Annotated in this window: 22 protein-coding genes and 2 tRNA genes; 16 read left to right on the forward strand and 8 right to left on the reverse strand. The window is 41.0% G+C overall.

What is annotated here, in order from left to right; translation table 11 throughout:
* Positions 1-19: 19 nt before the first annotated feature.
* Positions 20-3,727, reverse strand: a complete 3,708-nt coding sequence (locus MTF68_RS19740) for a S8 family serine peptidase (protein ID WP_282448347.1) — start codon at positions 3,725-3,727, stop codon at positions 20-22.
* Between the two features lie 238 nt (positions 3,728-3,965).
* Here MTF68_RS19740 and MTF68_RS18195 point away from each other — a divergent pair, with 238 nt between their 5' ends.
* Positions 3,966-4,430 (forward strand): DUF2721 domain-containing protein, encoded by a 465-nt coding sequence (locus MTF68_RS18195; protein WP_004589012.1) that lies wholly within the window; start codon positions 3,966-3,968, stop codon positions 4,428-4,430.
* A 50-nt stretch (positions 4,431-4,480) separates the two neighbouring features.
* Here the strand turns inward: MTF68_RS18195 and MTF68_RS18200 are convergent, their stop codons facing one another.
* Positions 4,481-5,014 (reverse strand): hypothetical protein, encoded by a 534-nt coding sequence (locus tag MTF68_RS18200; RefSeq protein WP_248463253.1) that lies wholly within the window; start codon positions 5,012-5,014, stop codon positions 4,481-4,483.
* Positions 5,015-5,025: 11 nt separating this feature from the next.
* Positions 5,026-7,359, reverse strand: a complete 2,334-nt coding sequence (locus MTF68_RS18205; RefSeq protein WP_248463254.1) for a S8 family serine peptidase — start codon at positions 7,357-7,359, stop codon at positions 5,026-5,028.
* Between the two features lie 214 nt (positions 7,360-7,573).
* Between MTF68_RS18205 and MTF68_RS18210 the strand changes: the two genes are divergently transcribed.
* Positions 7,574-8,026, forward strand: coding sequence for a cytochrome c (locus tag MTF68_RS18210; RefSeq protein ID WP_024032101.1), 453 nt, complete (start codon positions 7,574-7,576; stop codon positions 8,024-8,026).
* Positions 8,027-8,090: 64 nt separating this feature from the next.
* On the opposite strand, the gene MTF68_RS18215 is transcribed toward MTF68_RS18210, so the two are convergent.
* A complete protein-coding gene (locus MTF68_RS18215) occupies positions 8,091-8,753 on the reverse strand; it encodes a cytochrome b/b6 domain-containing protein (RefSeq protein ID WP_248463255.1) in 663 nt (220 codons plus the stop codon).
* A gap of 149 nt (positions 8,754-8,902) precedes the next feature.
* Between MTF68_RS18215 and MTF68_RS18220 the strand changes: the two genes are divergently transcribed.
* The 3 genes from MTF68_RS18220 (at position 8,903) to MTF68_RS18230 (ending at position 10,783) form a co-directional block, all read left to right on the forward strand.
* A complete protein-coding gene (locus tag MTF68_RS18220) occupies positions 8,903-9,607 on the forward strand; it encodes an AzlC family ABC transporter permease (protein ID WP_138685495.1) in 705 nt (234 codons plus the stop codon).
* Positions 9,604-9,903 (forward strand): AzlD domain-containing protein, encoded by a 300-nt coding sequence (locus MTF68_RS18225; protein WP_004589018.1) that lies wholly within the window; start codon positions 9,604-9,606, stop codon positions 9,901-9,903. Before MTF68_RS18220 ends, MTF68_RS18225 begins: the two co-directional genes overlap by 4 nt.
* A gap of 385 nt (positions 9,904-10,288) precedes the next feature.
* Positions 10,289-10,783 carry a glutathione peroxidase gene (locus MTF68_RS18230; RefSeq protein ID WP_248463256.1) on the forward strand — a complete coding sequence of 165 codons (495 nt, stop codon included), beginning with the start codon at positions 10,289-10,291 and terminating at the stop codon, positions 10,781-10,783.
* A 108-nt stretch (positions 10,784-10,891) separates the two neighbouring features.
* Here the strand turns inward: MTF68_RS18230 and MTF68_RS18235 are convergent, their stop codons facing one another.
* Complete coding sequence (locus tag MTF68_RS18235) at positions 10,892-11,077, reverse strand: hypothetical protein (RefSeq protein WP_004589020.1); 186 nt, start codon at positions 11,075-11,077, stop codon at positions 10,892-10,894.
* A gap of 379 nt (positions 11,078-11,456) precedes the next feature.
* On the opposite strand from MTF68_RS18235, the gene MTF68_RS18240 reads away from it, so the two are divergent.
* A complete protein-coding gene (locus MTF68_RS18240) occupies positions 11,457-12,251 on the forward strand; it encodes a YggN family protein (RefSeq protein ID WP_138580004.1) in 795 nt (264 codons plus the stop codon).
* A 57-nt stretch (positions 12,252-12,308) separates the two neighbouring features.
* Here the strand turns inward: MTF68_RS18240 and MTF68_RS18245 are convergent, their stop codons facing one another.
* Entirely contained in the window at positions 12,309-13,751 is a 1,443-nt protein-coding gene (locus MTF68_RS18245; RefSeq protein ID WP_248463257.1) for a PLP-dependent aminotransferase family protein, read from the reverse strand.
* Positions 13,752-13,856: 105 nt separating this feature from the next.
* Here MTF68_RS18245 and MTF68_RS18250 point away from each other — a divergent pair, with 105 nt between their 5' ends.
* Entirely contained in the window at positions 13,857-14,786 is a 930-nt protein-coding gene (locus tag MTF68_RS18250) for an EamA family transporter (RefSeq protein ID WP_248463258.1), read from the forward strand.
* A 36-nt stretch (positions 14,787-14,822) separates the two neighbouring features.
* On the opposite strand, the gene MTF68_RS18255 is transcribed toward MTF68_RS18250, so the two are convergent.
* Positions 14,823-15,695 (reverse strand): YegS/Rv2252/BmrU family lipid kinase, encoded by an 873-nt coding sequence (locus MTF68_RS18255; protein ID WP_248463259.1) that lies wholly within the window; start codon positions 15,693-15,695, stop codon positions 14,823-14,825.
* Between the two features lie 327 nt (positions 15,696-16,022).
* Here MTF68_RS18255 and MTF68_RS18260 point away from each other — a divergent pair, with 327 nt between their 5' ends.
* The 6 genes from MTF68_RS18260 (at position 16,023) to MTF68_RS18285 (ending at position 21,647) form a co-directional block, all read left to right on the forward strand.
* On the forward strand, positions 16,023-16,163 hold the full coding sequence (locus tag MTF68_RS18260; protein WP_004589025.1) for a hypothetical protein: 141 nt from the start codon (positions 16,023-16,025) through the stop codon (positions 16,161-16,163).
* Between the two features lie 220 nt (positions 16,164-16,383).
* Positions 16,384-16,474 (forward strand) — tRNA-Ser (locus tag MTF68_RS18265).
* A 53-nt stretch (positions 16,475-16,527) separates the two neighbouring features.
* Positions 16,528-16,620 (forward strand) — tRNA-Ser (locus MTF68_RS18270).
* Positions 16,621-17,080: 460 nt separating this feature from the next.
* Positions 17,081-17,569, forward strand: a complete 489-nt coding sequence (locus tag MTF68_RS18275) for an RNA-binding protein (RefSeq protein WP_248463261.1) — start codon at positions 17,081-17,083, stop codon at positions 17,567-17,569.
* A 132-nt stretch (positions 17,570-17,701) separates the two neighbouring features.
* Positions 17,702-20,422, forward strand: coding sequence for an ATP-binding protein (locus MTF68_RS18280; protein ID WP_248463263.1), 2,721 nt, complete (start codon positions 17,702-17,704; stop codon positions 20,420-20,422).
* An 85-nt stretch (positions 20,423-20,507) separates the two neighbouring features.
* Entirely contained in the window at positions 20,508-21,647 is a 1,140-nt protein-coding gene (locus MTF68_RS18285) for a GNAT family N-acetyltransferase (RefSeq protein ID WP_248463264.1), read from the forward strand.
* Here MTF68_RS18285 and MTF68_RS18290 read toward each other — a convergent pair.
* A complete protein-coding gene (locus MTF68_RS18290) occupies positions 21,624-22,214 on the reverse strand; it encodes a DUF938 domain-containing protein (protein ID WP_248463265.1) in 591 nt (196 codons plus the stop codon). The genes MTF68_RS18285 and MTF68_RS18290 overlap by 24 nt on opposite strands.
* A 200-nt stretch (positions 22,215-22,414) precedes the next feature.
* On the opposite strand from MTF68_RS18290, the gene MTF68_RS18295 reads away from it, so the two are divergent.
* From MTF68_RS18295 to MTF68_RS18305, 3 genes are all read left to right on the forward strand, one after another.
* Positions 22,415-22,600 carry a hypothetical protein gene (locus MTF68_RS18295; protein WP_004589148.1) on the forward strand — a complete coding sequence of 62 codons (186 nt, stop codon included), beginning with the start codon at positions 22,415-22,417 and terminating at the stop codon, positions 22,598-22,600.
* Positions 22,601-22,701: 101 nt separating this feature from the next.
* Positions 22,702-23,067, forward strand: a complete 366-nt coding sequence (locus MTF68_RS18300) for a hypothetical protein (protein ID WP_248463266.1) — start codon at positions 22,702-22,704, stop codon at positions 23,065-23,067.
* Between the two features lie 10 nt (positions 23,068-23,077).
* Entirely contained in the window at positions 23,078-24,454 is a 1,377-nt protein-coding gene (locus MTF68_RS18305) for a class II fumarate hydratase (protein WP_248452126.1), read from the forward strand.
* The last annotated feature ends 20 nt before the right edge of the window (positions 24,455-24,474 follow it).

Genomic DNA, 24,474 nt, shown 5'->3' on the forward strand with positions numbered 1-24,474 from the left:
TAACGTGCTAGTTATAAAATTACTTTTGTTTACGACGACGCATAAATGCAAACGGCGCAGCAAGTAATGTTAACCAAGCTAGTGAGCCCGATGAACCATTGCTTTCAGGCTCTGGTGTTGGCGTCACTGGCTGAGGGTCTGCAATGGTATCGTTAACAACGATTGATACCATAGTTTCTTCGGCGCTAGTGCCTGATGCTTCACGCACTGTGTATGTAAAGCTATCTTCACCAGAGAACTGTGCATTTGGCGTATAATCAATCGTGCCATCTTCATTCACGGTTGTAGAGCCATTTGCAGGTGCAGAAACCACCTCAACAGTTGATGCCACTAAGCTGCCTTTAATTCTTACACCTTTATGGGCAGAGAATTCTGCGTTTTCTGTTTCTGAAGAGGCTACTGCGTCAAATACAAAACGCGACTCAGCCATATCATTAGCTAATACATCAATAGTCACTGTTTGCTCTTCATCAACTTCTACTGCATCTGCAGCTGTGTAATGGCTACGATCTTTTGCAAAGGCTTGATATTGAATATCAACAACACCGCCTTTGATTTGATCGACTAAGTAGCCACTACCAATAGCATTACCCGTTGGAACTGTGTCCAGCATTGCACCTACGTTGCCATCAGCAGACTCTACACCCGCTGAGTAAGGTGCAGGTAAAGCAGGCACATCAATGTAGTTCATACGAACTTCATCAGTTCCTTCTTTTAAGATCACTTGGAACGTGTACTTATCACCTAAAGAACTACCCCAAAGCTCAACGTCATGCCATTCTACAACTACATAGCCGCTATCAAATTTAGCCACATAAAGATCACCGCCACCGCTCGTGCCACCAGCTAAATCAAAGTCAGCCCAAAGCGGCGCAATAACACCATTAGGTGTACGTGCATTAGGCATTGCTTGAGGGCTCCAAGAGTTAGTTGTATTTACATCTGCACCAACAGCAATAAAGCCGTTATCTGAGATAGTAAATGCTGAGTACTCTTTCCCATCAAAAATAAAGTCAGCTTCAACCGTAATAGTTATCTCATCACACCCGTCAGGACACGCTTGTGGCTCAATGCCTTCATCAGCCAATGAGAAGGTACCTAAGAAATCACTGCTGTTAATAGCAAATTCTTTTGGTCCCAATGTACCTGTCCAAGTTAGCTCTTTATTGTCTTCACTTAATGTTACTTCACCTGCACCATTAGTCACTTCAACAACAGGGGCAGCACCTTTAAGAAGTTCTGCATTTTCGTCAAGTTTTACATTTACTGATAGCTCGTCAGTGAACAGAGTATTATTAAATTGCACACCTACTTTTGCTGGAGTAGAAGAATTTAAAGAATCGGCATCGACTGTTGCACTAAACACACTGCTATTTGTTGCTTCGTTATCGTAAATAGCAAATGGTAAGTGAGCGATTTGACCTGTCTCAGTATGAGTCCATACTACGTGGCCAAAGTTCCACCCTTTTACATCGTTAAATGTTGAATCAATATCTAAGTTAAATTCAGCCATGTCAGTGCTTGTTTCTGTACCTTCTGCATCCGTTGAGGTAGAACCATGCGCGCCAAGCATAACGGTGCTAGGCGAAACCGTAATTTCAGCGCCTTGCATATCGGTTACTACTTTTGCAGTCCACTCACCAGCAACATCAGTCATATTTTGCACGGTATTTGAGAAGCTACAAACGCTTAAACAACTTGGATCGGCGTAAGAGCCATGATCAAATGTAAGTGCTGCCTCTAGCGCATTAGGCATATCTAATCGTCCGGCACCTACATCAAATGCATCAGCTTTGGTAACTAAGTCTTCTTTATGTAGGCCATCCATTTTAGATGAGCTCATAAGCGCCGTTTTGATTTGTACCGCATTCCACTCTGGGTGAGCTTGCTTCATCAATGCTGCTGCACCAGCAACATGAGGGCTTGCCATACTTGTGCCTGTAATCGCATTAAAGGTAATACCATTACCTTCATCTGGCGAGTACGCAGATAAAATATCTGTACCTGGCGCTGCAATATCAGGTTTTAAGAAGCTAGGCTCACCATTAGGACCACGCGAACTTGAAGAGTTTACTGCATCAGTAAATTTCTCTTGAATTGTTCTTTTAACACTAGGGTCGAGTGAAGCAATAACCGGCTCTTCAGCTGCAGTTAACAGCTCAACCAAGCTTAAACCATCTTCTTGGCTAATCGCTGAGGCTGGAATTGTGGCGTCATCCATAGACATGCCCATTGCACCGCCAGCAACATTGTTGTGGATAATTACCGCTGCTGCCCCTGCTTTTGCCGCATTTTCAGCTTTGGCTGAAAACGCACAGCTACCACGAGAGATTAATGCTACAGAGTCAGCAAATGAGATATCTTCAGCAAACTCTTCACACCCTTCAAAATTATCAGGAGCAATCACTTGCGCCGAAATAATAGGAAGTGAAATAGGGTCAGTTAATAAACCATTGCTTCCTTCAATGCTTAAATAGGTTTCACCTGCCACTTCAATTTGTTGAGAGAAGAAACGCCCTGTTTGCGTATTGGCAACTGTTAAACCAGACTCAATACAGCTAGGGCAACCAATAGTTTGTGCGCCGTTACCATCGTTACCCGCTGCAGTTACAACCACTACACCCGCTTCTTCTGCAGCTGTGAATAAATCACTGTATGCACTGCTTGATGGATTACCACCAGCACCACCGCCCCACGAGTTATTAATTACGTCTGCGCCATCTTTAATGGCCGCTTCTAATGCCCCCATTAGTGCAACGGTAGTACCACTGCCTCGTCCATCGGCTGTGTGCCAAAGCGCTTTATAAGCCATTAACTGTGCAGCTGGCGCAACACCTGAAATTGACACGTTATTGTCTTGGTAAGTAATTTCAATTGGGTTACCTACAGCAGTACCCGCAACATGCGTTCCGTGACCGTCATAACCGAGTGGAGAACCAATATATTCATCAGGGTGAACATCACTTGGTGTTGGACCAAATGCACGCGCCACAATTAATTTATTATTACAAAAATCGGCTTCACCACCCTCTATACGACAGTAATCGGGGTTTTCTGCGATGTAAGCCGCTTCTTCTTCACTAAACTCTGCAGCTGCAAAACCCACATCTGAAAACATAGGGTTTTCTGGGCGAATACCCGAGTCAATAATAGCAACTTTAACGCCTTTACCAGCTTCAGATTGACCACCAAGCGCCTGCCATGCCTCAACACCTCTAATCACATCAATAGAAGCATCCATTAATGTGTGGTACTCAGTATCTAAAAATACTTTTTTTACACCCGCAAGTTTAGCGAGTTTTTCACGTTGACCTTGCTCACCTTCTACCACAATACCGTTGAATAACGTACTAAATGAATGTGAAACTGAGCCACCGCTAACAGATGCGGCTACTTGCGCTACACTTTTTTGTTTTGCTTTTAAGTAGCTGCTGTACTTTAACGCAGGTGCTGAAGATAGATTAACTTTACTATCCCCAGTTACTGCTGCAGAGGTTGCTTCAAGCCCTGCAATGCCGCCTTTGTAGGTTGCTAGCGGCTCGTCTTCAAGCTGGATAATATAGCGTGCTTTAGTAGAAATGGTTTTATCTTGAGAGTATGTTTTTACACTTGATGTTTCTGGGACATATCCTTTAGATAAATCAGGTGCGGCGGCTGCACCGTATGACATCATAGCTAAACCTATAGCTGATGAAATAGCGGTTCTTTTCAGTGTTATATTAGACATTATTTCCCCTGGAGTGAGTTTTATATTATTGTATTTACTCAATTCAATGTGATTAGAATTGTGATTTTAATATAGAACTACAGCCCTCAGGCTAGCAACAACTCAATTACAAGTGGATTACAAAACTGCAGGGATAGCATCGCAAAAACATCACAACAAACTAATTTTAAATAAGTTTTTCCATTTCTGTGATTTGTAAATCACTGTAAACAAAACCTAACTTCTCTATGGAAAATGAATGAGTAACGACGTTATAAATATTTTAACCATGGCTAAAGTAATTCAGACTGCCGTCGCCCCAGTCTTTTTAATTACGGGTATTGCTGCCACGCTCGGGGTTTTATCTAATCGCTTAGCCCGCATTACTGACCGTGCACGACAACTTGAGCGAAAACTCAAGGTAAGCACCGATGAAGACTTTAATAAAACCCTAGCCACAGAGCTGCGAGCCCTGTTAAAACGCTCTCGATGTATTCATATTGCTTTTAGTATGAGCGTGCTAAGCGCCTTGCTAGTATGCGCTGTGGTTATGCTGTTGTTTTTATCACACATTCAGTCTATTAATTTAGGGGTAACAATTGCCAGCTGTTTTGTGGCTGCAATGGCCTTATTAATATGTGGTTTTATGTCGTTACTTGGCGAGGTATTTTTGGCCACACGTAGTATGCGCCGAGGGATGATATTTGCTGATATTAACGATTAGCAATAAAAAAGCCCGAGATTTTCTCGGGCTTTTATCACAACATTTTAATTTTATTGTGCAGTATAAATAGTCTCTAACACTTCAATTCGCGCTTCTTTAGTATAATCAGATGACTTTAATTGCTCTGCAGCAGCTAAAATATCTTGACCCTCATTAACAGCTAAAACCGCTATTTTAGTACCTGGGAAAACAGACACTACCTTTAAGCCAGACAGCTGAGCTACCTCTGTTGCGTTCATGCCATCTTTAAGCAAAACAGTAATATTGCCAGAAAGCGACGTTAAGTTGTTTGTTAGGACATTACGTACCAGTGTACCTTTTGTTACTAACGATGAAGTCTCAGAAGACTCAACAACCGCCATCTCACCTTTAGTAGAAACAACATACTCATCAGCAGCAACACTTGTTGGTACTAAACGTAAGTTTTTTTCTACAACGTAAGAGCCAAAGTCGGTTTTGCTGTATTTCACACTATTTACCGGCTTTTTTGGAAGTTGCAGCTCTTTATCTGCTACTGAACTCGCTGTTGCACTTAGAGAAATACACGCAGCAGCACCTAAAATAACTAATTTATTCATTTTCATATCTATATTCCTTACTCTTGACCTGCGTGACCAAATGCTCTCAACGAAACGCCTTCTAAAACGCTTGCGGCACGGTTATTTGAAATACCTACGGCACCAAGTCCGTTATCCCCGCCATCGCTGAATGCAAAGCTATCTGCTGCAGCATCAAGAACACGAATAGTCCAAGTACCTTTTGTTGTCTCGCCATAGAAAGCATTAGACAGTAGTACCGCATCTTTTAAAACATAGCCTGTGTTCCAACCGTTAGTAAAGCTATAAGCTGGGTAAAATAGAGCTTGCTTAGACGCTAGTAATACACTGCGTGTGCCTGATGGAGACGTCACTTCAATTGCTAAATCGGTACCAGCAGATGTTTGCGTACCATCCGCTAAACCAAAGCCCATTTCAGTATTGCTCACATCAAACTTAAACTGCATTGCTTCAATGTTTAGCTCTTCTTCAACAGTGATTTGCTGTGTAACACCCGCGGCACTGTTATCTGGGATTTCTAGCGTAAGGGCATCTTCTTCAACAACAGAGCCAACACCACTCCAATCTGTAATAACTTGCTCACCTAATGCTACGTCGTACTCTTTTGCCATCGCAACTGCAGCACCAGCATCTACACGTCCAAAACCGTATAAGTTATTAAAGTTATAACCTGCTGCATTTTCAACCCAGCCGTCATGCGCTACAAATTCACCTTCACCAACGCTAAGCGTTACAACTTCATCTTCTGCATCGTTGACTGTGCTTGTAGTAGCTAAGATATGACGAACATCGCGCCATGTTAGCTCTGAATTAGCTGATAAAATCAGTGATACTACACCTGACGCATTAGGTGCTGCCGAAGAAGTACCATTAAACGTTGAGGTATAGTTACAGCTAGCGTTATCTTCATGTCCTGGGTAGTTGAATGGGTATTGCGATGCAGCAAAGTCTTCGCCATATGCTGCAGCCCATGCCGTAATCGAGCTACCATTAAAGCCTGAGTACCCATTAATACAGGTCATTTGATCAGTTGTTACCATGGCAGGCGCCCAGCGCCCATATTCACCCGCAGGGGCTGAAACCATTAAGTTAGCACCACCGCTTGAGTAGCTTGTATGCGTACCATCAGCATTTACAGCTGCAACGCTTAAGTAATATGGATGACCTTGGCTTGGCTCAAACGCGCCGTTATAACAAGTAAGACCTAGCTCATTTGCGCCGTTATCAGCACATAATGACCCTTCACCGCTGCCATCTACAAACGAGTTACCGCTCGATTTCATGTTTAGGGCACCTTTACCATCACGAAGGTTAAGGTTAGGGTATGACTCGATAGCTTCATCTAGCTCTGAGTAGCCAATAAACGTTGGGAAGGTAATACCGTAGCTGCGGTTAAAAGCAGAAATATTTTCTGACGTGCTAATGCCGCTACCTGGGAAACCATGCGCGAGTAAATCAGTTTGCTCAATTTTATCGCCACCTAGGTAGTTCATGCCAATTAGACCAGCATCTGGTGCAACACCGCGCCCGCCCTTACCATTCCAACCTTTCGCTGCAATTAAGCCTGCAACACTGGTACCGTGGTCGCCACTGTTTGACAGACTTGTAGGGTCGGTGCGATCCAACACATCAACATCTAAATTTAAAGAACGGTTTGGTAAAACGTTATCAACTAAGTCTTCGTGACGAATTTCCATACCAGAGTCAACAACAACCGCCGTTACGCCAGCACCTGTAACACCTTGAGCGTACGCAGCTGCTACGTTCATATCTTCGCCAGCAACCAATTCTTCTGCCTCTGATTCAGCAAAATCCTCGTCAAAAATAGTTTGCGCTTCTTCTTCGCTGTAACCTAATTGGTTGACATATAAATCAATTAGGCCTTGTTTCATATCATCGCTTAAAGCATACGACTTTTGACCTGTGTTACGTAGGTGCCATTGCTGATTAGCTAACGGGTCAGTTGCAATATCACTAATTGTTAATTGCGCAGACGCCGATTTACCATTTGCATTAGCGGTGTAATCAATTACCGCGTCTTCGCCTGAAACAGGAACGTAAGTAAAGGTATCGCCTTCAACTGTTAGTAAGCCATGGCTAAAAGTATATACGCCATCTTGCGCTTCAACCGCTTCACCATTTTCAGTAAATGTATAACTAAGTGTATCGCCATCGTTATCACTTGCATTAAACTCAGCAGTTACAGGTACCCATTGCTTTAAACCGGCAACGGCTACATCGCTTGCTTTTGGTGCAACATCAGTTACTACAGCAACTTGGCTATTATTGTCATTGTCGCTGCCACCACACCCTGCTAGCGTCATAACTACTGCGGCAGAAAGTGCCGACATTTTAAAAATATTATGCTTCATAAACTTCCTTCGTTAATTATTTTTATGATGACTCAAGGTACACAACAGGGGTATTAATAGCAACTCACCGTTTACAGTCGTTAACAATAAACTGACAAGGTGTAATGATATATTCAGAAAACAAGCTGCGAGACATTAAAGTTTCACTTGAATAAAATATATAATCGATTCAAGATGTCTGATTAGTAGATATAATTTCTTACAGGGGCAAAACATGAAATTAAAACAATTTTTAGCAGGGGTTGCTTTAGCAACATGTACACTTAGCGTATCTGCAAATACTGCATTTAAAGAGCCAAGTGATGCTATTGAATACCGTCAAGCTGCATTTTCTATGATTTCAGTGCAAATTAGCGATATGGGCGCGATGCTAAAAGGTAAAATTCCTTTTGATGCAGAGCAATTTAAAATGCGCGCTAATAACGCAGCAGCCCTTTCTAAAATGCCATGGGAAGCGTTTTACGAAGGCACTGATAAAGGTGATACAGCAGCATTAGCTGATGTATGGTCTGATAATGCAACCTTTGTTAAAAAAGCCAATGCCTTTGCTGCCAATGCAGATAAGCTAGCTTTAGCAGCTCAATCTGGCGATAAAGCGGTAATTGGTAAAGCATTTGGCGCATGGGCCAAAGGCTGTAAAGATTGCCATAAGCAATTTAAAGACTAATTACAATTAAAACAATGCACACTAAAACGGCGCTTTATGCGCCGTTTTGTTTTTTTGTTAGCTATTAACTTAGCAAATAACTAAGTGGTTCTTTGCCCCACGTAACAGCCAGTAGCACTAACAATCCAGCAAAAATAGCCCACGCCAACCAAGGAGCTTTCGTGTTGTCTATATTAGTTTGAGTGGCTTGCTCGCTGTTAGCCTGTTTACCGGTGATCATTGCTTTGACAAGTGGTTTTCCTTTTATTTTATACACAACAATGGCTGTAACATGCAGGCAAATGGCATAAAATAAAATATCGAAATTAAGGCTGTGCAGCCAATTTGCAAAATCAACTGTTGAGCTCGACACATACTCAACCAAAGGCCCATCAGTCAAAATGCCATCACTGCTCATTAGCCCGGACACTAACTGCACTATAATGAGTACAAAAAACAACAAAACCATGTAGCTACCTGGCGCCGAATGACCCATACCTTTACTGGGGTTTTTAAACTCTTTAAATACTGCTATTGGCGAGTGCAGTAACGCGCTTAACTTTGCCGTTTTACTGCCCACCAGCCCCCAAACTAAACGGGTCACTATTAATGCGATTGCGAAAAAGCCAGCCACAAAATGAAGCTCAATCATGCCCTCGTCAATGCTAAAGTAAAGCACAGCAATATTAATCACTAATAACCAATGAAAGCTTCTTATAAAGCCATCCCATACTTTTATACTTTGCATATACATCCTCAACTTGTTGCCAGGCTCTGACACATTATTTTGATACTAAAGCCATTATTCCAAAGTTTTACTACCGCTGCATTAATGATATTACATAAAGCGCTATTTATGGCACACTAAACGCACAAACTTATTACTTACTTGTATTAATGAATATAACTAAACGCGCAGTATTAAAAGGTTTTTTTGATATGCTCCCGCTTTGCCTGGCGGTCGTTCCTTGGGGAATATTATGTGGCTCTTTAGCGATTCAAAATGGCTTTAGTGCCTTTGAAACACAAGCAATGTCATTACTTGTATTCGCGGGTTCTGCACAATTAGTTGCAATTGAACTAATGGCCGGTAACACCCCTTTACTGACTATTTTATTTACCACATTTATTATTAGCTCTCGGCATTTTTTATACGGTTTAGCCGTACGTCATAAAGTTATTTCACAGCCATTACGGTGGCGCTTACCAATAAGTTTTGTACTAACCGACGAGCTGTTTGCCTTTTCGCATCACCGCAAAGCCTATAAAACAAAAGCGCGCCTAATATACGCTTTAAGCGCGGGTTTTAGTTTTTATATTGCATGGAACCTTTGGACACTCATAGGCATAGTTGCAGGTAGTGTGCTCCCTGATTTAACAAATTTAGGGCTCGACTTTGCTATTGCAGCTACATTTATTGCGCTTGTGGTACCGGGCATAAAAAATTTAGCCTCGCTGGTTACAGTGATTGTTGCGGGTATTAGCGCCACAGTTTTAAAAAGCACGGGGTTTGAGTTGTGGTTGGTTTGTGCTGCTCTACTTGCAATGAGTGCAGGCTACTTTACTGCAAGGCTTACACAAAAAAAGGACAGCCCATTATGATGCTCACTATATTATTAATGGCGTGTATTACCTTTTTTACTCGTTACTTATTTTTACATCAACGCCTTGGTTTTAAAGTGGGCCCTAAAATGCAGCAGTTTTTAAGCTTTAGCGCACCCGCTGTACTAACCGCTATTTGGGTACCCATTATTTTTATAAATGAAGACGGGCTCAACCTAAACTGGCACAACCCTTATTTAAGCGCAGCCATCGTTGCCATTATTGTTGCCTATAAAACACATAATATTTATTACACAACGCTTGCCAGTATGGGGTTATTTTTAATTTTAAACTAGGGCGTGTTGACCTTTGGCGTTTGAATTTGCAGCAGTATGTTTGGTTTTTAGGCAAGGCAGAGCCTGTGAAGTGTGGTTATTCCCCATAAATAGGCGATAACGTAGCATAAATGCCAAACATGCGCTGCCCTTTGGGTTCTGCCTAGGGGCGATAAACTCTTTGTTGCTCGGTTTTTACTTAGCCCACTAGGTTACAAACCTCGCGCCGCGATTTGATCGCCCCTAGGTTGAACAAATTTCAATCCGCAAAGTTCAACACGCCCTAAATAACAGCCAACCCATTAGCGCATAGTTAAGCGCGGTATTAACAAGCCTAAATTTTATACTTTTAGTAACGCGCTACAGCGGGTAGAATGTAGCTAACAACAATAAAAAAGCACTCATCATGCATGAATTTCATCAATTAACGGCTACTGCGTTAGACGGTAAAACAATTAATTTTAGCGACTTTGAAGGCAAGGTTGTGCTTATTGTTAATACCGCAAGTGAATGTGGTTTTACTAAGCAGTACGAGTCGCTACAAACTCTTCATAGTAAGTACGCGAAAAGCGGATTGGTTATTATTGGTTTTCCATGTAATCAATTTGGTCAGCAAGAGCCAGGCGACGCGACGCAAATACAACAAGGCTGTTTAATTAATTACGGGGTAAGCTTTTTAATGGCCGCTAAGGTGGATGTAAACGGTCGTCACGCCCACCCTGTATTTAGGTATTTAAAATCGGCCTTACCCGGCTTTTTAACACGCAAAATAAAGTGGAACTTCACTAAGTTTTTGATAGCGCCCGATGGCACACCTATCAAGCGCTATGCGCCTTTTACAAAACCAGAAAAGCTAGAAACCACTATTCAACAAGCACTCGCTAAATTAAGTACACAATAAGTAATAAAGAGGCATAAAGCCTCTTTATTGCCAATATTTAGCCTTTAAACATGCGTAAACGCACATTCAAACCCTAATAAAAAGGCGCATTATTTTAACTAGCACAATTTAGTCTATGTAATCGTTTAAGTCGTCTTCACCTAGGTTTTTACGCAAACGTTTTTGCTCAAGGTAATCTTCCAACTTCTTTTTCACCTTTTGCTTTTTTTTGTCATGCTGATTACGCCCGACCATTTCGTACTCGTCTTCAACAAAATCATCATCTAGCGCATCGTAACTAAATGTCTTACCCACAACCCACTCCATAAAGTGTTTGAGACCAACTCAGGTTTATTCCTGCACTTGGTAAATTAAAAATGTTTAGCGCTAAAATACGAACAAATTAGCACCAAAATAAAGCCACGTGACTATCGTAAATAGCCTTCATGTCAATATTGTGAATAAATAGCGCTAAATTAAGAAAGTGGAAAGTGAGAGTTTTTTATCGTTTCGACAAATAAAATTTATCATTTATTTATTTTTAGTGTTTTTGACTAAAAAGTAGTTTATTTATCAAAATTAAAAATCATTAAAAACACACAAATTTCATAACCTACTGTTTTAAAATAAAAATAAATAATGGCACCAAACTTGTTAATACTTAGCTGTCATCAACAATTATTAGAGAATAAACATGAAAAATTTACTATTAGTAAGCGCTTTAATTTGTACACCCGCTGCAATGGCACATAACGATAACAATGCGGGCATTTCGTTTAGCAATGAACAGTGCAATGTAGAGTTTAAAAACGATGTACGCATTAAACCTAGCGAATTAGAAATTTTTACCGCATCTAATCAATTCATGCGCTTTAACAGCAATGGCAACTTAACTATAAATGGAGAACAAGTATCCATTAACAGCGAACAGCGCCAAGCGCTTACCCAGTATTCTGACAACTTACGTACGCAGCTACCTGAGGTCGCTAATATTGCCCTAGACGGAGTGAAAATAGCCGGTGTAGCACTAGAGGAAGTAGCCAACGCATTTAATATTGATGGCCTTGATGACTTATCTGGCCTGATGGACGATATAAGACTTGAAGTAGAAAACACCTTTTATCAACAAGGTACGTTTGTAATGGGCCAACAAAGCTTTAATCAATTTGGTGAAAACTTTGAACATCAATTTGAGGAGCAAATAGAAACCGTGGTTGAGTCTGCCGTTATGCAATCAATGGGCAGTATTTTAGTTGCTTTAGGCTCTGAGCTGCTTGGTTCGGGTGGAGATATGGATGCATTTGAGCAACGCATGGAAAATATGGGCGCGCAAATAGAAGAAAAAGTAGAGCTGCATGCCAGTGCGCTTGAAAAGCGTGCCAACTCTTTATGCGACAACTTTGCCAACATAGCACAGCAAGAAGAGCAATTAGTAGCGCAATTACCCCAGCTAAAAGGCTACGAGTTATTTACCATTAAACAAAATTAATACCCGCACCGTATTAAACATCCCTTTAGCAGCACTTGTATATTAGGTGCTGCTTTTTTATTCTTTTAGCGTGTGAGCCAGCGCACCTAACGTGGTAATAGCCTGCTCTATTTTTTCGCTCCACTGCACCCCGTAACTTAGCCTAATACAGCTTTTATACTTATTACTTGCTGAAAAAATAAGTCCAGGGGTTATGCTAATACCAGCTTCTAACGCCAGTAAAAATAACTTTTGACTGTCTACCCCTTGGCCTAAATCAAGCCAAATAACACACCCACCTTTAGGGTCACTAATACGTGTATTTTTAGGCATCGCGTTTAATAAGCACCACCGCATGCGTTCTTTGTTATTACGTAAGCGCTGCCTAAGTACTTTTAAATTACGGTCATACTCACCACTGGCTATAAACTCAGAAAGCGTCCACTGATTTATAAGTGAGGCAGAGCAACTTAATGCACGCTTATGCCGGCGCGCTTGACCTGCAAACTTGCCTGCTATTAACCAACCAACTCGATAACTTGGTGCAGCCGTTTTTGAAAACGAGGCGCAGCTGATCACAAGCCCCTTTTTTGAATACGCTAAAGCGGGCGTGCCACGCTTGGCAGTAAAGTGTAGATCACCGTACACATCATCTTCTATAAGAACAACATTATGTGACTCTATTAAGTCCACCATTTGCTTACGGCTTTCATCGCTCATAAAGCTGCCAACCGGGTTATTTATTGCGGTCGAAAACAAGCATGCTTTTATATCATGTTGTTCAAGCGCTTGAGCTAAGTCGTTAAGCCAAATACCATTGTCGGGGCATAGCGGGATTTCAAGCGCCTTTAAACCTAAGCTCTCTATTAGTTCAATAATGCCGTGATAACACGGGGTTTCAATTGCAACCACATCGCCGGGCTTAGTGACACACTTAAGTGCAATAGCCAGCGCCTCTTGCGCGCCATTGGTGATCACCAGTTCATCTATATTTACACCAATACCAAAGCCTAAGTATCTATGCACTAATTGCTTTTTAAGTGCAGCAAAACCATCAATAGGGCCATAATTAATAACACTCGCCCCAGCAATTGTCATAACCCGACGCATGGTACGGGCTAAAGCTTTATCGGTAGGCGCGGCAGCAACGGGATTGGCAATACCAAAGGCAATTATATTAGGTTGATGAATAGCGCTGTATACCTGCTCTATTAATGCTTGTTTATTTACAGTGACAGGCTCGCGGCTTAGTTTTACACGCTTTGGCAAACTGTAAACCGTGTTAAGCACCGTTAAAAAGTAGCCCGATTTTTCACGTGCCTCTACTAACCCTTGATCTTCTAACGCTTGATACGCTTGCTTAACCGTCGGAATGCTAATATTTAAGTTACTAGCCATTTTACGAAGCGAAGGAAGCTTTTCCCCTGGTAGTAACACCTTTTGTGCTTGCATGTCTTTAATTAGCTCAATAACTTGTTGATATAAAAACTCGGCTTTTTGCTTATTGGCAGCTGGCTGCATATCTCGCCTCAAATCTGTATAGGTTACATTTATACTTTTCTGTATATGGTAAGTATACAGATAGACTCTAAAATAACCACTCAATCGGTTTTTTAGAGGTTTGCCATGAAAAGCGCAGCGCTATATCTCACAACAGTGTTAATTTGGGGCTCTACGTGGCTCGCGATTTCGTTTCAGCTAGGCGATATTGCTGTGGAGCTTTCTTTGTTTTATCGCTTTGCCATAGCAGCTGCATGTATGTGGCTATTTGTGGCCTACAAAAAGCCTAATATGCGATTTTCGTTAGTCGATCATGGCTTTTTTGCTTTATTGGCCATTTCTAACTTTGGCTTAAATTATTTGCTTTTGTATTGGGCACAAAACTACCTCTCATCGGCAATGGCCTCTATTGCATTTTCAATGTTGCTGATAATGAACATAGTCAACACCCGTTTATTTTTTGCAAAGCCCATTGCCAAACGTATTTACTGCGGCGCACTAATCGGCGTGGTGGGTATTATTTGTCTGTTTTGGCCGCATTTACAGCAATTCGACTTGAGTAATGGGGCGTTGGTCGGGTTACTACTTGCCCTTGGGGGTACCTTTGTGGCTTCATTGGGCAATATGATTAGTGTACGTAATTCTAATCGTCAAATAGGTGTGCTGCAGGGTAACGCATGGGGCATGTTATATAGCGCAGTAGGTTTAGCCGTTTATGTATTAATAAATGGTATAACGGTCAGTTTTAGTGCCCCTACCAGCTATTGGCTGTCGCTATTGTATTTATCGGTTTTTGGCACTGTGATTGCGTTTGGCTGCTATTTTGCCTTGTTAAAAAACATTGGCCCCGAAAAAGCAAGCTACGCCATAGTGCTGTTTCCGCTAGTGGCCGTTGCATTAAGCAGCTTTTTTGAAGGCTTTGAGTGGCATGCAAACACCGTTGCCGGCTTTAGTTTAGTACTACTGGGTAATGCAATTGTACTTACCCCCACAAAAAGAATTAACGCCTTTTTAGCAAGCCGCTGCGTTGCTAAAAATGGCTCCGTCCCCAGTTAGAGGCGTTTTTAACGCACTAACACAAAAGCGCCTACCCTACTGTAGGCGCTTTTTTATTGGTATATGAAAATTAATAGCCTGCTCATGAATAGCAATAACCGCGGGCGTAACACCTACTAGCTCGCCATCGGCCTCAATTAATAAATTTTTAGTATTAATACGCGCCTGTTTGAGTTGGCTATAAGTAAGCTTTTTTAAAGTATGGTGGCGCTTAAAAATTAATTTAATAAAGCTATATAAGTGATCAACAAGACTACCCGCTTGCATTTGGTAGCAATCAAGCAGTCCATCATCAATTTTAGCCCTAGGTGCTATTTTAATGCCGCCACCAAAATACTGAGAGTTCGCAAATACAGTTATTAAATTTTGATAGCTACATTGCTTATTTAAAAATGCTCCATTTAGTGTGCTTGCTTTGTAAGTAAAGAGCGATTTAAAACTCGTCCACTTATAGCGCCAAGCTGACATGCTTTGTAAATGACCCAACTGCTTAATTACATGAGCATCAAAACCAACACCAGCCACATTAATAAAGTAACGAGTATTAATTTTACCTACATCAATTAAGTGTGTGGGGGCATTAAAAATAGCGTTTTGCCACTGTTTAGCTGTGCAATGAAAGCGACGCGCAAAATCGTTGCCCGTACCACAAGGTAATATTGCCAAACTACATGCACTGTTAATCACGCCATTAAGTGCCAAATTAAGCGTGCCATCGCCACCAATAGCCACTGCTATTTGGCTTTTTTGTGCATTCAATTTAACGTTTGCTAAGTCGTACTCAAAATTGCCTGTCGTTTTAACCGTAATATAGAGAATATTTTTCTTCTGGCATGTTTTTTTAAGCCAATCGAGGTGATCTAACACCACACTTTTTACGCTCGGTTTAACTATTATTAACAACTGCAAGTAATTTATCTCCTATTAGCCAGTACACCAGCATAAATAAGAATTAAGTTAAAATTAATTTATCTGAATAATTAATCATAAAAGTGCGTAAAAATTTACTAAAAACATTAACAAATACAAAAAATACTTATAAAACAAATCAAAACCTAACTCCCCTGATTAAATAACTATGCAAAATGTGCACTTAGTAGTTTTAATTAAAAACAAAACAATGCAAATTCAGATAAAAATAACTAATAGCCAAGCCTTAGTTTATATTGTTGTATTTTTAAACAAAAAAGAGTCAAAATGCTCGCGATTTAAACACATACACCTTGGAGCAAAGACATGAACCCAATAAACACCCTAAACCAAAATGCAGCAGCCCACGTTGGCGTAAAACCAACTAACCGTAAAGCTAAAATGCTTGCTAAATTAAACCGTATGGGCAAAAAGTTAGCATTAAACAGCGCCGCGCAATACAAATAATCAACCTTGTTATGATTATTAAGCAGGGGCAGTAAACAACTAACCACTATTGAAAGCGCTTCTTTAGCTCCCTTAGTATGCTGCCACCCTTTAATTTTTAGTTTAAATCCTTCTAATTTCCCTCTATTTACAAAAAAAACCGTAATTACGCCTACTTTTTAAGCAAACAGTTTATTTGCTATTTACACGACGGTATCACCTAAGTATTATTCTGCGTCACGGAGAGATGGCAGAGTGGTCGAATGCACCGGTCTTGAAAACCGGCATAGGTTTGTAGCCTATCTAGGGTTCAAATCCCTATCTCTCCACCACTATTTAATTAATGGTATGAATAAACTACCGTTAATACAATCTGTTATGCGTTGGAGAGGTGTCCGAGTGGCCGAAGGAGCTCCCCTGCTAAGGGAGTATAGAGTTTGTAGCTCTATCGAGGGTTCGAATCCCTCCTTCTCCACCATTTCTTATTAAAAACCGCTTAGTTGCGGTTTTTTTGTGCCTGAAATTTAACAGCCAATGTATCCAAGGAGGGTGAGAGTCCTCGCTAGGGTTCGATAAAATGTCTGGAACACTTTAAGCCGCCGCAGGCGTTGCAAAGCAATTAATTACATGGATGTAATTAAGCTAATCCCTCCCTCTCCACCATTTCTTTTTAAAAACCGCTTAGTTGCGTTTTTTTTGTGCCTAAAATTTAACAACCCATGTATCTAAGGAGGGTGAGAGCCCTCGATAGGGTTCGATAAAATGTCTGGAACATTTAAGTCGCCGCAGGCGTTGCGAAGCAATTAATTACATGGATGTAATTAAGCTAACCCCTCCTTCTCCACCATTTCTTATTAAAATAGGTGAATCAAAACACATTGAATACACTGGGTAGTTACGGCATTATTAATAACAACTCCACTAACGTAAGTTTAATTATGTTTCGTTTAATTGCACCTTTAATAGGCCTTGTGGCTTTAAGTACACACGCAGCCCAAGACATTACGGTTTATAAATGCACAATTAAAGGAGTCGCTACATTTAGCCAAACACCCTGTGCTGACAATGCAGAAGTTATTAAGCTAAAACAGCCACTAGTTGCCGATAAGTACGGCAATAATGCAAACTCACCCGCAATGCCTGGTGCCTCTGTAGATAACTACATTGAGATTAAAAAAATTGATCGTGAAATTAAACGCCACCAGCTTACTATCAAAAACTATAAAGAAGACTTAGCCGACGCCAAACAACAAGCCAGCTATGTTACTCAAGATCAAGCTAATAGAATGGGCGCCGAATCAATAGCCGAAGCGATAGCCACTAAAACTACGGCGATTCAAAAACGCTATAACGCCTTAATTAGCGCAGTAGAGCAACAAATCTCTATTTTACAGCAGCAAAAACAGCAGCTGAGCAAACAACCTTAACTGCTAAATAAGCAGTTTACAGGTTGCGCAAGGTACACTTTTTACAACATATATTAAAAAATACCGCAAATAACATACTGTTCGCTATACTGATATTTAAAATTAAGTACTTTTAAAAAGTCAGGGAGCTATGTGAAAAATTTTAACTCAAAATATCATTCAGTTATCTTTTACATAATTTTTTCATTAGCGTACTTTTTAATTGGTATTTCACTCACTAAACTCGCCTTTAATACTCAAATTATCCCGGTATGGTTGCCTGCAGGCATTGCCTTAGTTGGATGCTATATGTGGTGGTGGCGCTTCATTCCAGCGCTTTTTATAGCAGCCTTTGCTTTTAACTTTAATATTTTTGACAGCACAGCTCACGATATGGTGTTGGTTGGCAATACCTTCAGCCAAGCCATGTATATTGCTATTGGCATTGTATTGCAGGCAATGGTGGGGGCTAGTTTACTTAAATATTGGCTTGGACACCCGCTGTATTTTAAAAAACGCGCAAGTATCATTTATTTTATTTTTGTTGTGGGCATTGCGGTTAGTTTAATTTCAGCAAATTTTGGGGTTTTTGCGCTGAGCCAATTTAACTCCGCATACGATATTAAAGATCATTGGCAAAATGTGTTATTTTGGTGGCTAGGAGACTCATTAGGCGTAATTATTGCCACTCCTCTGCTATTGGTGCTTACTCAGTTTAAGGGGCAAAATAGGCCTATATCGCCGCTGCCTACGTTAGCGGTATGTAGTATTTTATTTGTATCTGTTGCAGTAACTACTCAGCTTTATAACCAAGAAAACAGACAAAATACCGTTAAAGTCGCCGAGCGAGAAGCTCACATTATTGAAAATAGCTTATATCGCTACATCAACCAAAGTTTAATAGCGGTGCAAAGCTTAGCCAGCCAAGTACAATCTAACCCTGATTTAAACCAGCAAGACTTTTACGCCTACGCCAGCGAGTTACTGGCACAGCATTCGTTTATTAAAGCGCTTTCGTGGAATCAAAAAATAGCGCAAAGTGAGCGAGCTTCGTTTACCCAAGAAGTTGCCGATATATACCATCTAGACTTTGAAATTGTCGGCGAGCCCCTTGAGCCAGACGATCCTATGGTCATCGTTAAATACATTGCTCCTTTTAATGGCAACCAAAAAGCGGTTGGTTTTAATGTGTATTCAAACCCAGACAGAAAAGCATCGCTAGTAAACCCTGCAATCAGGTATCAGCCAGTCAGCACTAAAATTATTCAGTTAGTGCAAACAGCTGAGCCTGAGCCTGCCTATCTGCTATTTGCCCCCGTGTACGAACAACAACAGCAAAAAGCTATTATAAAGGGGTACGCAACAGGTGTGTTTTTAGTGCGTAATATTATTGAGCAAGCGATTAACGAGCAACAATCAGAGATGTTTTCTATTGCGCTCTATGAAGATGTAAATAAGCCCGCATTTTATAGTAACTACGGCAAAAGTTTAAATATTGCTCAGGGCAGCCGTGTTATGAAACTAAAACTCAACTTTGGTGGGCAAACATGGAATGCACATTTAGCCTTAAAAGAAAAATACCTTGCCCCCCATAATAACCAATTAACACTGTATTTAATGGCCTTACAATTGGTGGTATGTGCCTTAATTTTAATTGTTTTACTGCTTTTTAATCAGCAACAAATTGCCCTTACCCGAAAAGTCGCAGAGCGCACCCATTCGCTTGCGCAAGCTAAAAAGCAATCTGACTTAGCTAATCAGGCTAAAAGCCGATTTTTAGCCAATATGAGCCATGAAATACGCACACCATTAAATGCAGTTATTGGCTTTTCGTCATTAGCGCGCAAAGAAGATAACGCACACACTCTTATTGGTTACTTAGACAAAATAAACTCTTCATCTAAAAGCTTACTAAACCTGATTAACGACATACTTGATATTTCAAAAATTGAATCTCATAAGCTCAAGCTAGAAAGCACAGCGTTCGACCTACATGCAATTATAAAGCGTATTAGCACAATGTTTGAGGCCAGTGCAGCCAATAAAGGCATTGGCTGGCAGGTTAGCAGTCATCTTCCGGTAGATACTTGGTATGTAGGCGACCCTTTACGCTTTGAGCAAGTAGTGCTAAACCTTTGCAGCAACGCGATAAAGTTTACAGAGCAAGGCAAAGTAAAGGTGGACTTTAGCGGAGAGTTTATCAGTACTGACAAAGTTAAAATAACAGTAACCGTTACAGATACGGGTATTGGCATAGAGCCTACCCAGCAGTCCAAGCTATTTAGTGCCTTTACCCAAGCCGACGACTCAACATCAAGGCGATACGGTGGCACAGGCCTGGGCTTAACTGTCGTAAAAGAGCTCAGTAAATTAATGGGCGGTAACGTCACATTACAGAGCGAACCAAACGTTGGCTCTACGTTTAAATTTGACGTTGAGCTTCGCACCAGCCCAGTACAAGAGCAAGCCGAGCTTGTATACTCGGGTACTAAATTGGCGGCCTTAAAAGTGCTAGTAGCAGAAGATAACCCCGTAAACCAAATGGTAATTAAAGCCATGCTAGGCTCATTAGGTATTGTTGCCCATATTGTCGAAAATGGTGAAGCGGCAGTAGATATAGCAAAAGAGCAACACTTTGACTTAATTTTAATGGACTGCCAAATGCCAATAATGGATGGTTACAGAGCCACCGCCCTAATTAGGCAATTTAAGAGTGAGGTAGAGCTGCCCATTATTGCGCTGACCGCCGATGTTATGCCTGAGGATAAAGCCCATGCTCAAGCTGTTGGTTTTAATCAACATCTTGCAAAACCGCTAGAACTGGTTAAGCTAACCGCGTGCTTAGCCCAATACGCCGAAATTGAAGAGCACTAATACAATAATGCGCTAATAAATGCACTTGTGTTAACTTAGTTTAAAACGCCACCACCCACTATAAAGCAGCCCAAGGTAAGCAGTAATGGCAACTTTTACCCACCAATGGTTTAGTGATATTAACCAAATAGACGTACACGAATGGACTCGTTTATTCGGTAATGAACCTTTTACCCGCCATGCATTTTTATATGCATTAGAGCAAAGCCACTGTGTAAACAAAGAGACAGGCTGGCAGCCTCAGCACTTAGCGGTTTATGAAGCTGATAAACTAGTCGCACTCGCTCCTGGGTATTTAAAAAGCCACTCTTACGGAGAGTATGTTTTTGATTGGGCATGGGCAGAAGCCTACGAGCAACACGGATTAGCCTATTACCCTAAATGGCTAAGTGGTGTACCTTTTAGCCCTATTGAAGGCCAGCGTATTGCCATTGCACATACGAATACACAAAGCGTATACGAGTACATAAAAAAGCAATTAAATTTAACCAGTGTGGAGCAAGGTTGGTCTGGCTGGCATGTTAACTTTTGCCCAAAGGTTCAAGCTCAAGCCCTGTGTACTGACGAAATAATGCAGCGCGTAGGCGTGCAGTTTCAATGGTTTAATAAAGGCTTTAAAACCTTTGACGATTTTTTAAATACACTCACCGCACGCAAACGAAAAACGCTAAAAAAAGAGCGAGCTAAAATAGCACAGCAAAATATTACCATTGAATGGCTGCAAGGCTTGCACCTCAGCCCTGAAACAATGCAGCTATTTTGTGAGTTTTATCAGCGTACTTATTTAAAACGTTCTGGGCATTTAGGGTATTTGAATATTGAGTTTTTTACTTTATTACAGGCGCTAATGGGCGATCAGCTAATTATTATGCTCGCCAAAAAAGACAACAAAATAGTGGCAGCAACGCTAAGCTTACAAGGTGAAAACACCTTGTATGGCCGCTATTGGGGCGCCAGCGAAGAAATAGACTCCCTTCATTTTGAGCTGTGTTACTACCAAGGGATTGAATTTGCGATTAAGCATAACTTACATTGCTTTCACTCAGGCGCTCAAGGTGAGCATAAAATACCTCGTGGGTTTGAGCCTGTTTTTACCTACTCTAGCCACTATATTGTTGAACCCGACTTTAGAGCAGCAATAAACGACTACCTAAAGCGAGAACGCCAACATATGACAATTTATAAAACGCAGTGCGCTGATTTACTGCCGTTTAAAAACCAATAACTGATTGTTAGCTGGCATAGCTGTATCACTTATGAGTCTAAGGCCTGCTTGTGTTGCTAATTGCTCTATGGCCTCAAAATCACGAATACCGCTAAATGGGTCACGCTGTGTTAAAAAGCGATCGAACTCTTCATTACTTGCACTTGTAAACTGCCCTTGGTATTTGAAAGGGCCATAAATACACACTACACCTTGGCTTGCTAAGTGCGTTGAAACCCCTTTAAAAAATTGCTCAACCAACTGCCAACTTACAATATGAAACGTATTTGCTGTGTAAATGGCATCTACGTTATTAACCGGCCATGCATAATTCAAATCAAGCTCAAGAGGCCCGTGTAAATTAGTTAAATTTGCCTCCTTATGCCATAAATTTATGCCCTCATGGTTTATACGGCGATCACTTGTATACCACTGTAAATGCGGTAATTGCTCAGCAAAAAACACACTATGCTGCCCCGTACCCGAGCCTACTTCGAGTACCGATTTTGTCTTATTAAAAGCCGTTTTAAGCACCTCTAAAATAGGACCCTTATTGTTTTCACACGCTTGTGAGAAAGGTTTGATCATGACCTGCACCAATATTGAAACTTATTGCACAACATTAACGCAAAAAAATGGCACTGAACAATTAAAGTTTTATAGATAATTTATAAAAGTGAGTTAATTCATGGCACTAAAATAAAAATAAGGCGATGGTATGTATTATGCTTTAATTAAATCAACCCTAAGTAGGGTGTATTACCAATATTAAATACGAGGATAAAATTATGCATACTCCCCCTTACACCGCTGTAGACGCTGTGGTCTCAGTGACAGAAAAAAGCACCGAAAAACCAAGTAGCACCTGTGATAGTAGAGCCACTGTAATCGACTTACTTTCTCACTGTAACCAAAATCAACAGGCGCTAAAAAAACATGAAACAGACCAAATATTCATTCTTGGCTATAATTGATACTCAATTAAACGCTGCAAATAATTTTTATAATAACTGTTTACACTGAAACCGATTAAATGTAATGATAACTATTATCGTTAACTTAAATCGGTTTTTTTATGTCTCCCTTTCAGGCATTACAGCCTTATCATCATGAACTTGCTTGTAACTGCTTACGCCCGGGCTTACATGCGCCTATGGTGGTAGCTCACTACATAGAAACCGCTTTAAACGTTGCTAAAAGCTTTGAAAAACAGCGTAACCCCTTACTACAAGAGTTATATTTATTACGCACTCACCATGAAATTATCAATAAAATGTGCGACCCTCTAATACACAATGCCATTCGTAAGCAGTTCCTTGAGCAATTATATAAACCCTTATTGGCATTAAAACGCTTTTACTATGCACATAACGATACTGAAAAATTTTTAAAACTTGAGCGCGAAGCTCGCGTACTCAGTCACGAATTTAACCCTTTTTAAGGAGCGACTTATGAGCAATTTTAGAACCGAATCCGACAGCATGGGTGAATTACAGGTCCCTAGTGATGCGCTATACCAAGCGCAAACCCAGCGTGCAGTTAACAACTTTGCTATTAGCGGCTTAACTATGCCAAAACAGTTTGTAACAGCGCTTGCATACATTAAACAAGCTGCAGCACAAAGTAACTTTGAGCTAAATCACTTAAGTAAAAGTAAAGCCAACGCTATTGAGCAAGCATGCCAACAAATTATTGATGGCGAGCATTACGAGCACTTCCCGGTTGATATTTTCCAAACTGGCTCAGGCACCAGCTCGAACATGAACGCGAATGAAGTTATCGCAACGCTTGCAACCCGCATTGGTAATGAGCCAGTTCACCCCAACGATGATGTAAATATGGGGCAAAGCTCTAACGATGTGGTGCCTACAGCCATTGCACTAAGTAGTGCTATTAACGTAGTTTATGAATTACTGCCATCTCTTGAAAAACTATCGCAGAGTTTAGAGCAAAAAAAGGCAGACGTTGGCAAAATAGTTAAAACTGGCCGTACGCATTTAATGGATGCCATGCCCGTTACGTTTGAGCAAACGCTAAGCGCCTGGCAATCACAAGTAAATAATGCAGCCTCCGGTATTCGCCATAGCTTAGAGCGAGTATGTGAGCTTGCCCAAGGCGGGACAGCTGTTGGTACGGGTATAAATGCTGATGGCGAATTTGCCTCAAAGTTTGCTAAAAACTTAAGCGCAAATGTGGGTATAAGCTTTAAACCAAGCAGTAACTTTTTTTACAATATTGGCTCGCAAGATGCCATTGTAGCGCTCTCAGGTCAGTTAAAAGTACTCGCTGTAGCACAAATGAAAATAGCCAATGACTTACGCTGGATGAACTCAGGCCCACTTGCCGGGCTTGGCGAAATAGAGCTTGAAGCACTGCAACCAGGCTCGTCGATTATGCCGGGTAAAGTAAACCCGGTGATCCCAGAAGCGGCAGCCATGGTAAGCGCTCAAGTTATAGGTAACGATGCAACCATCACTGTGGCAGGCCAAGCCGGTAATTTTGAGCTAAACGTAATGCTACCTGTTATTGCGCACAATATTTTACAAAGCATTGAGTTACTTGCTAATAGCGCCCAAGCATTGGCAGATAAAGCCATTGCGAGTTTTAAAGTAAACCAGCCCAATATTGATAAAGCACTGGCTAAAAATCCAATTTTAGTGACTGCGCTTAATCCGGTGATCGGTTACGAAAAAGCAGCCAAAATAGCTAAGCAAGCGTATAAAGAAGCCCGCCCAATAATTGATGTCGCAGAGCAAGAAACCGACCTTCCACGCAGTGAATTAGAAACACTGCTTAACCCCACTAAACTTACCCAAGGCGGTTTATAAAGGTAAATCTAAAACGGCTT

This window comes from Pseudoalteromonas sp. 2CM37A, from assembly GCF_023161885.1.
Classification (GTDB): Bacteria; Pseudomonadota; Gammaproteobacteria; order Enterobacterales; family Alteromonadaceae; genus Pseudoalteromonas; species Pseudoalteromonas atlantica.

Coding starts and splice junctions, on each gene's coding strand:
- MTF68_RS19740 (WP_282448347.1), bottom strand. CDS start 3,727: ATGTCTAATATAACACTGAAAAGAACCGCTATTTCATCAGCTATAGGT.
- MTF68_RS18195 (WP_004589012.1), top strand. CDS start 3,966: ATGAGTAACGACGTTATAAATATTTTAACCATGGCTAAAGTAATTCAG.
- MTF68_RS18200 (WP_248463253.1), bottom strand. CDS start 5,014: ATGAAAATGAATAAATTAGTTATTTTAGGTGCTGCTGCGTGTATTTCT.
- MTF68_RS18205 (WP_248463254.1), bottom strand. CDS start 7,359: ATGAAGCATAATATTTTTAAAATGTCGGCACTTTCTGCCGCAGTAGTT.
- MTF68_RS18210 (WP_024032101.1), top strand. CDS start 7,574: ATGAAATTAAAACAATTTTTAGCAGGGGTTGCTTTAGCAACATGTACA.
- MTF68_RS18215 (WP_248463255.1), bottom strand. CDS start 8,753: ATGCAAAGTATAAAAGTATGGGATGGCTTTATAAGAAGCTTTCATTGG.
- MTF68_RS18220 (WP_138685495.1), top strand. CDS start 8,903: ATGAATATAACTAAACGCGCAGTATTAAAAGGTTTTTTTGATATGCTC.
- MTF68_RS18225 (WP_004589018.1), top strand. CDS start 9,604: ATGATGCTCACTATATTATTAATGGCGTGTATTACCTTTTTTACTCGT.
- MTF68_RS18230 (WP_248463256.1), top strand. CDS start 10,289: ATGCATGAATTTCATCAATTAACGGCTACTGCGTTAGACGGTAAAACA.
- MTF68_RS18240 (WP_138580004.1), top strand. CDS start 11,457: ATGAAAAATTTACTATTAGTAAGCGCTTTAATTTGTACACCCGCTGCA.
- MTF68_RS18245 (WP_248463257.1), bottom strand. CDS start 13,751: ATGCAGCCAGCTGCCAATAAGCAAAAAGCCGAGTTTTTATATCAACAA.
- MTF68_RS18250 (WP_248463258.1), top strand. CDS start 13,857: ATGAAAAGCGCAGCGCTATATCTCACAACAGTGTTAATTTGGGGCTCT.
- MTF68_RS18260 (WP_004589025.1), top strand. CDS start 16,023: ATGAACCCAATAAACACCCTAAACCAAAATGCAGCAGCCCACGTTGGC.
- MTF68_RS18275 (WP_248463261.1), top strand. CDS start 17,081: ATGTTTCGTTTAATTGCACCTTTAATAGGCCTTGTGGCTTTAAGTACA.
- MTF68_RS18285 (WP_248463264.1), top strand. CDS start 20,508: ATGGCAACTTTTACCCACCAATGGTTTAGTGATATTAACCAAATAGAC.
- MTF68_RS18290 (WP_248463265.1), bottom strand. CDS start 22,214: ATGATCAAACCTTTCTCACAAGCGTGTGAAAACAATAAGGGTCCTATT.
- MTF68_RS18295 (WP_004589148.1), top strand. CDS start 22,415: ATGCATACTCCCCCTTACACCGCTGTAGACGCTGTGGTCTCAGTGACA.
- MTF68_RS18300 (WP_248463266.1), top strand. CDS start 22,702: ATGTCTCCCTTTCAGGCATTACAGCCTTATCATCATGAACTTGCTTGT.
- MTF68_RS18305 (WP_248452126.1), top strand. CDS start 23,078: ATGAGCAATTTTAGAACCGAATCCGACAGCATGGGTGAATTACAGGTC.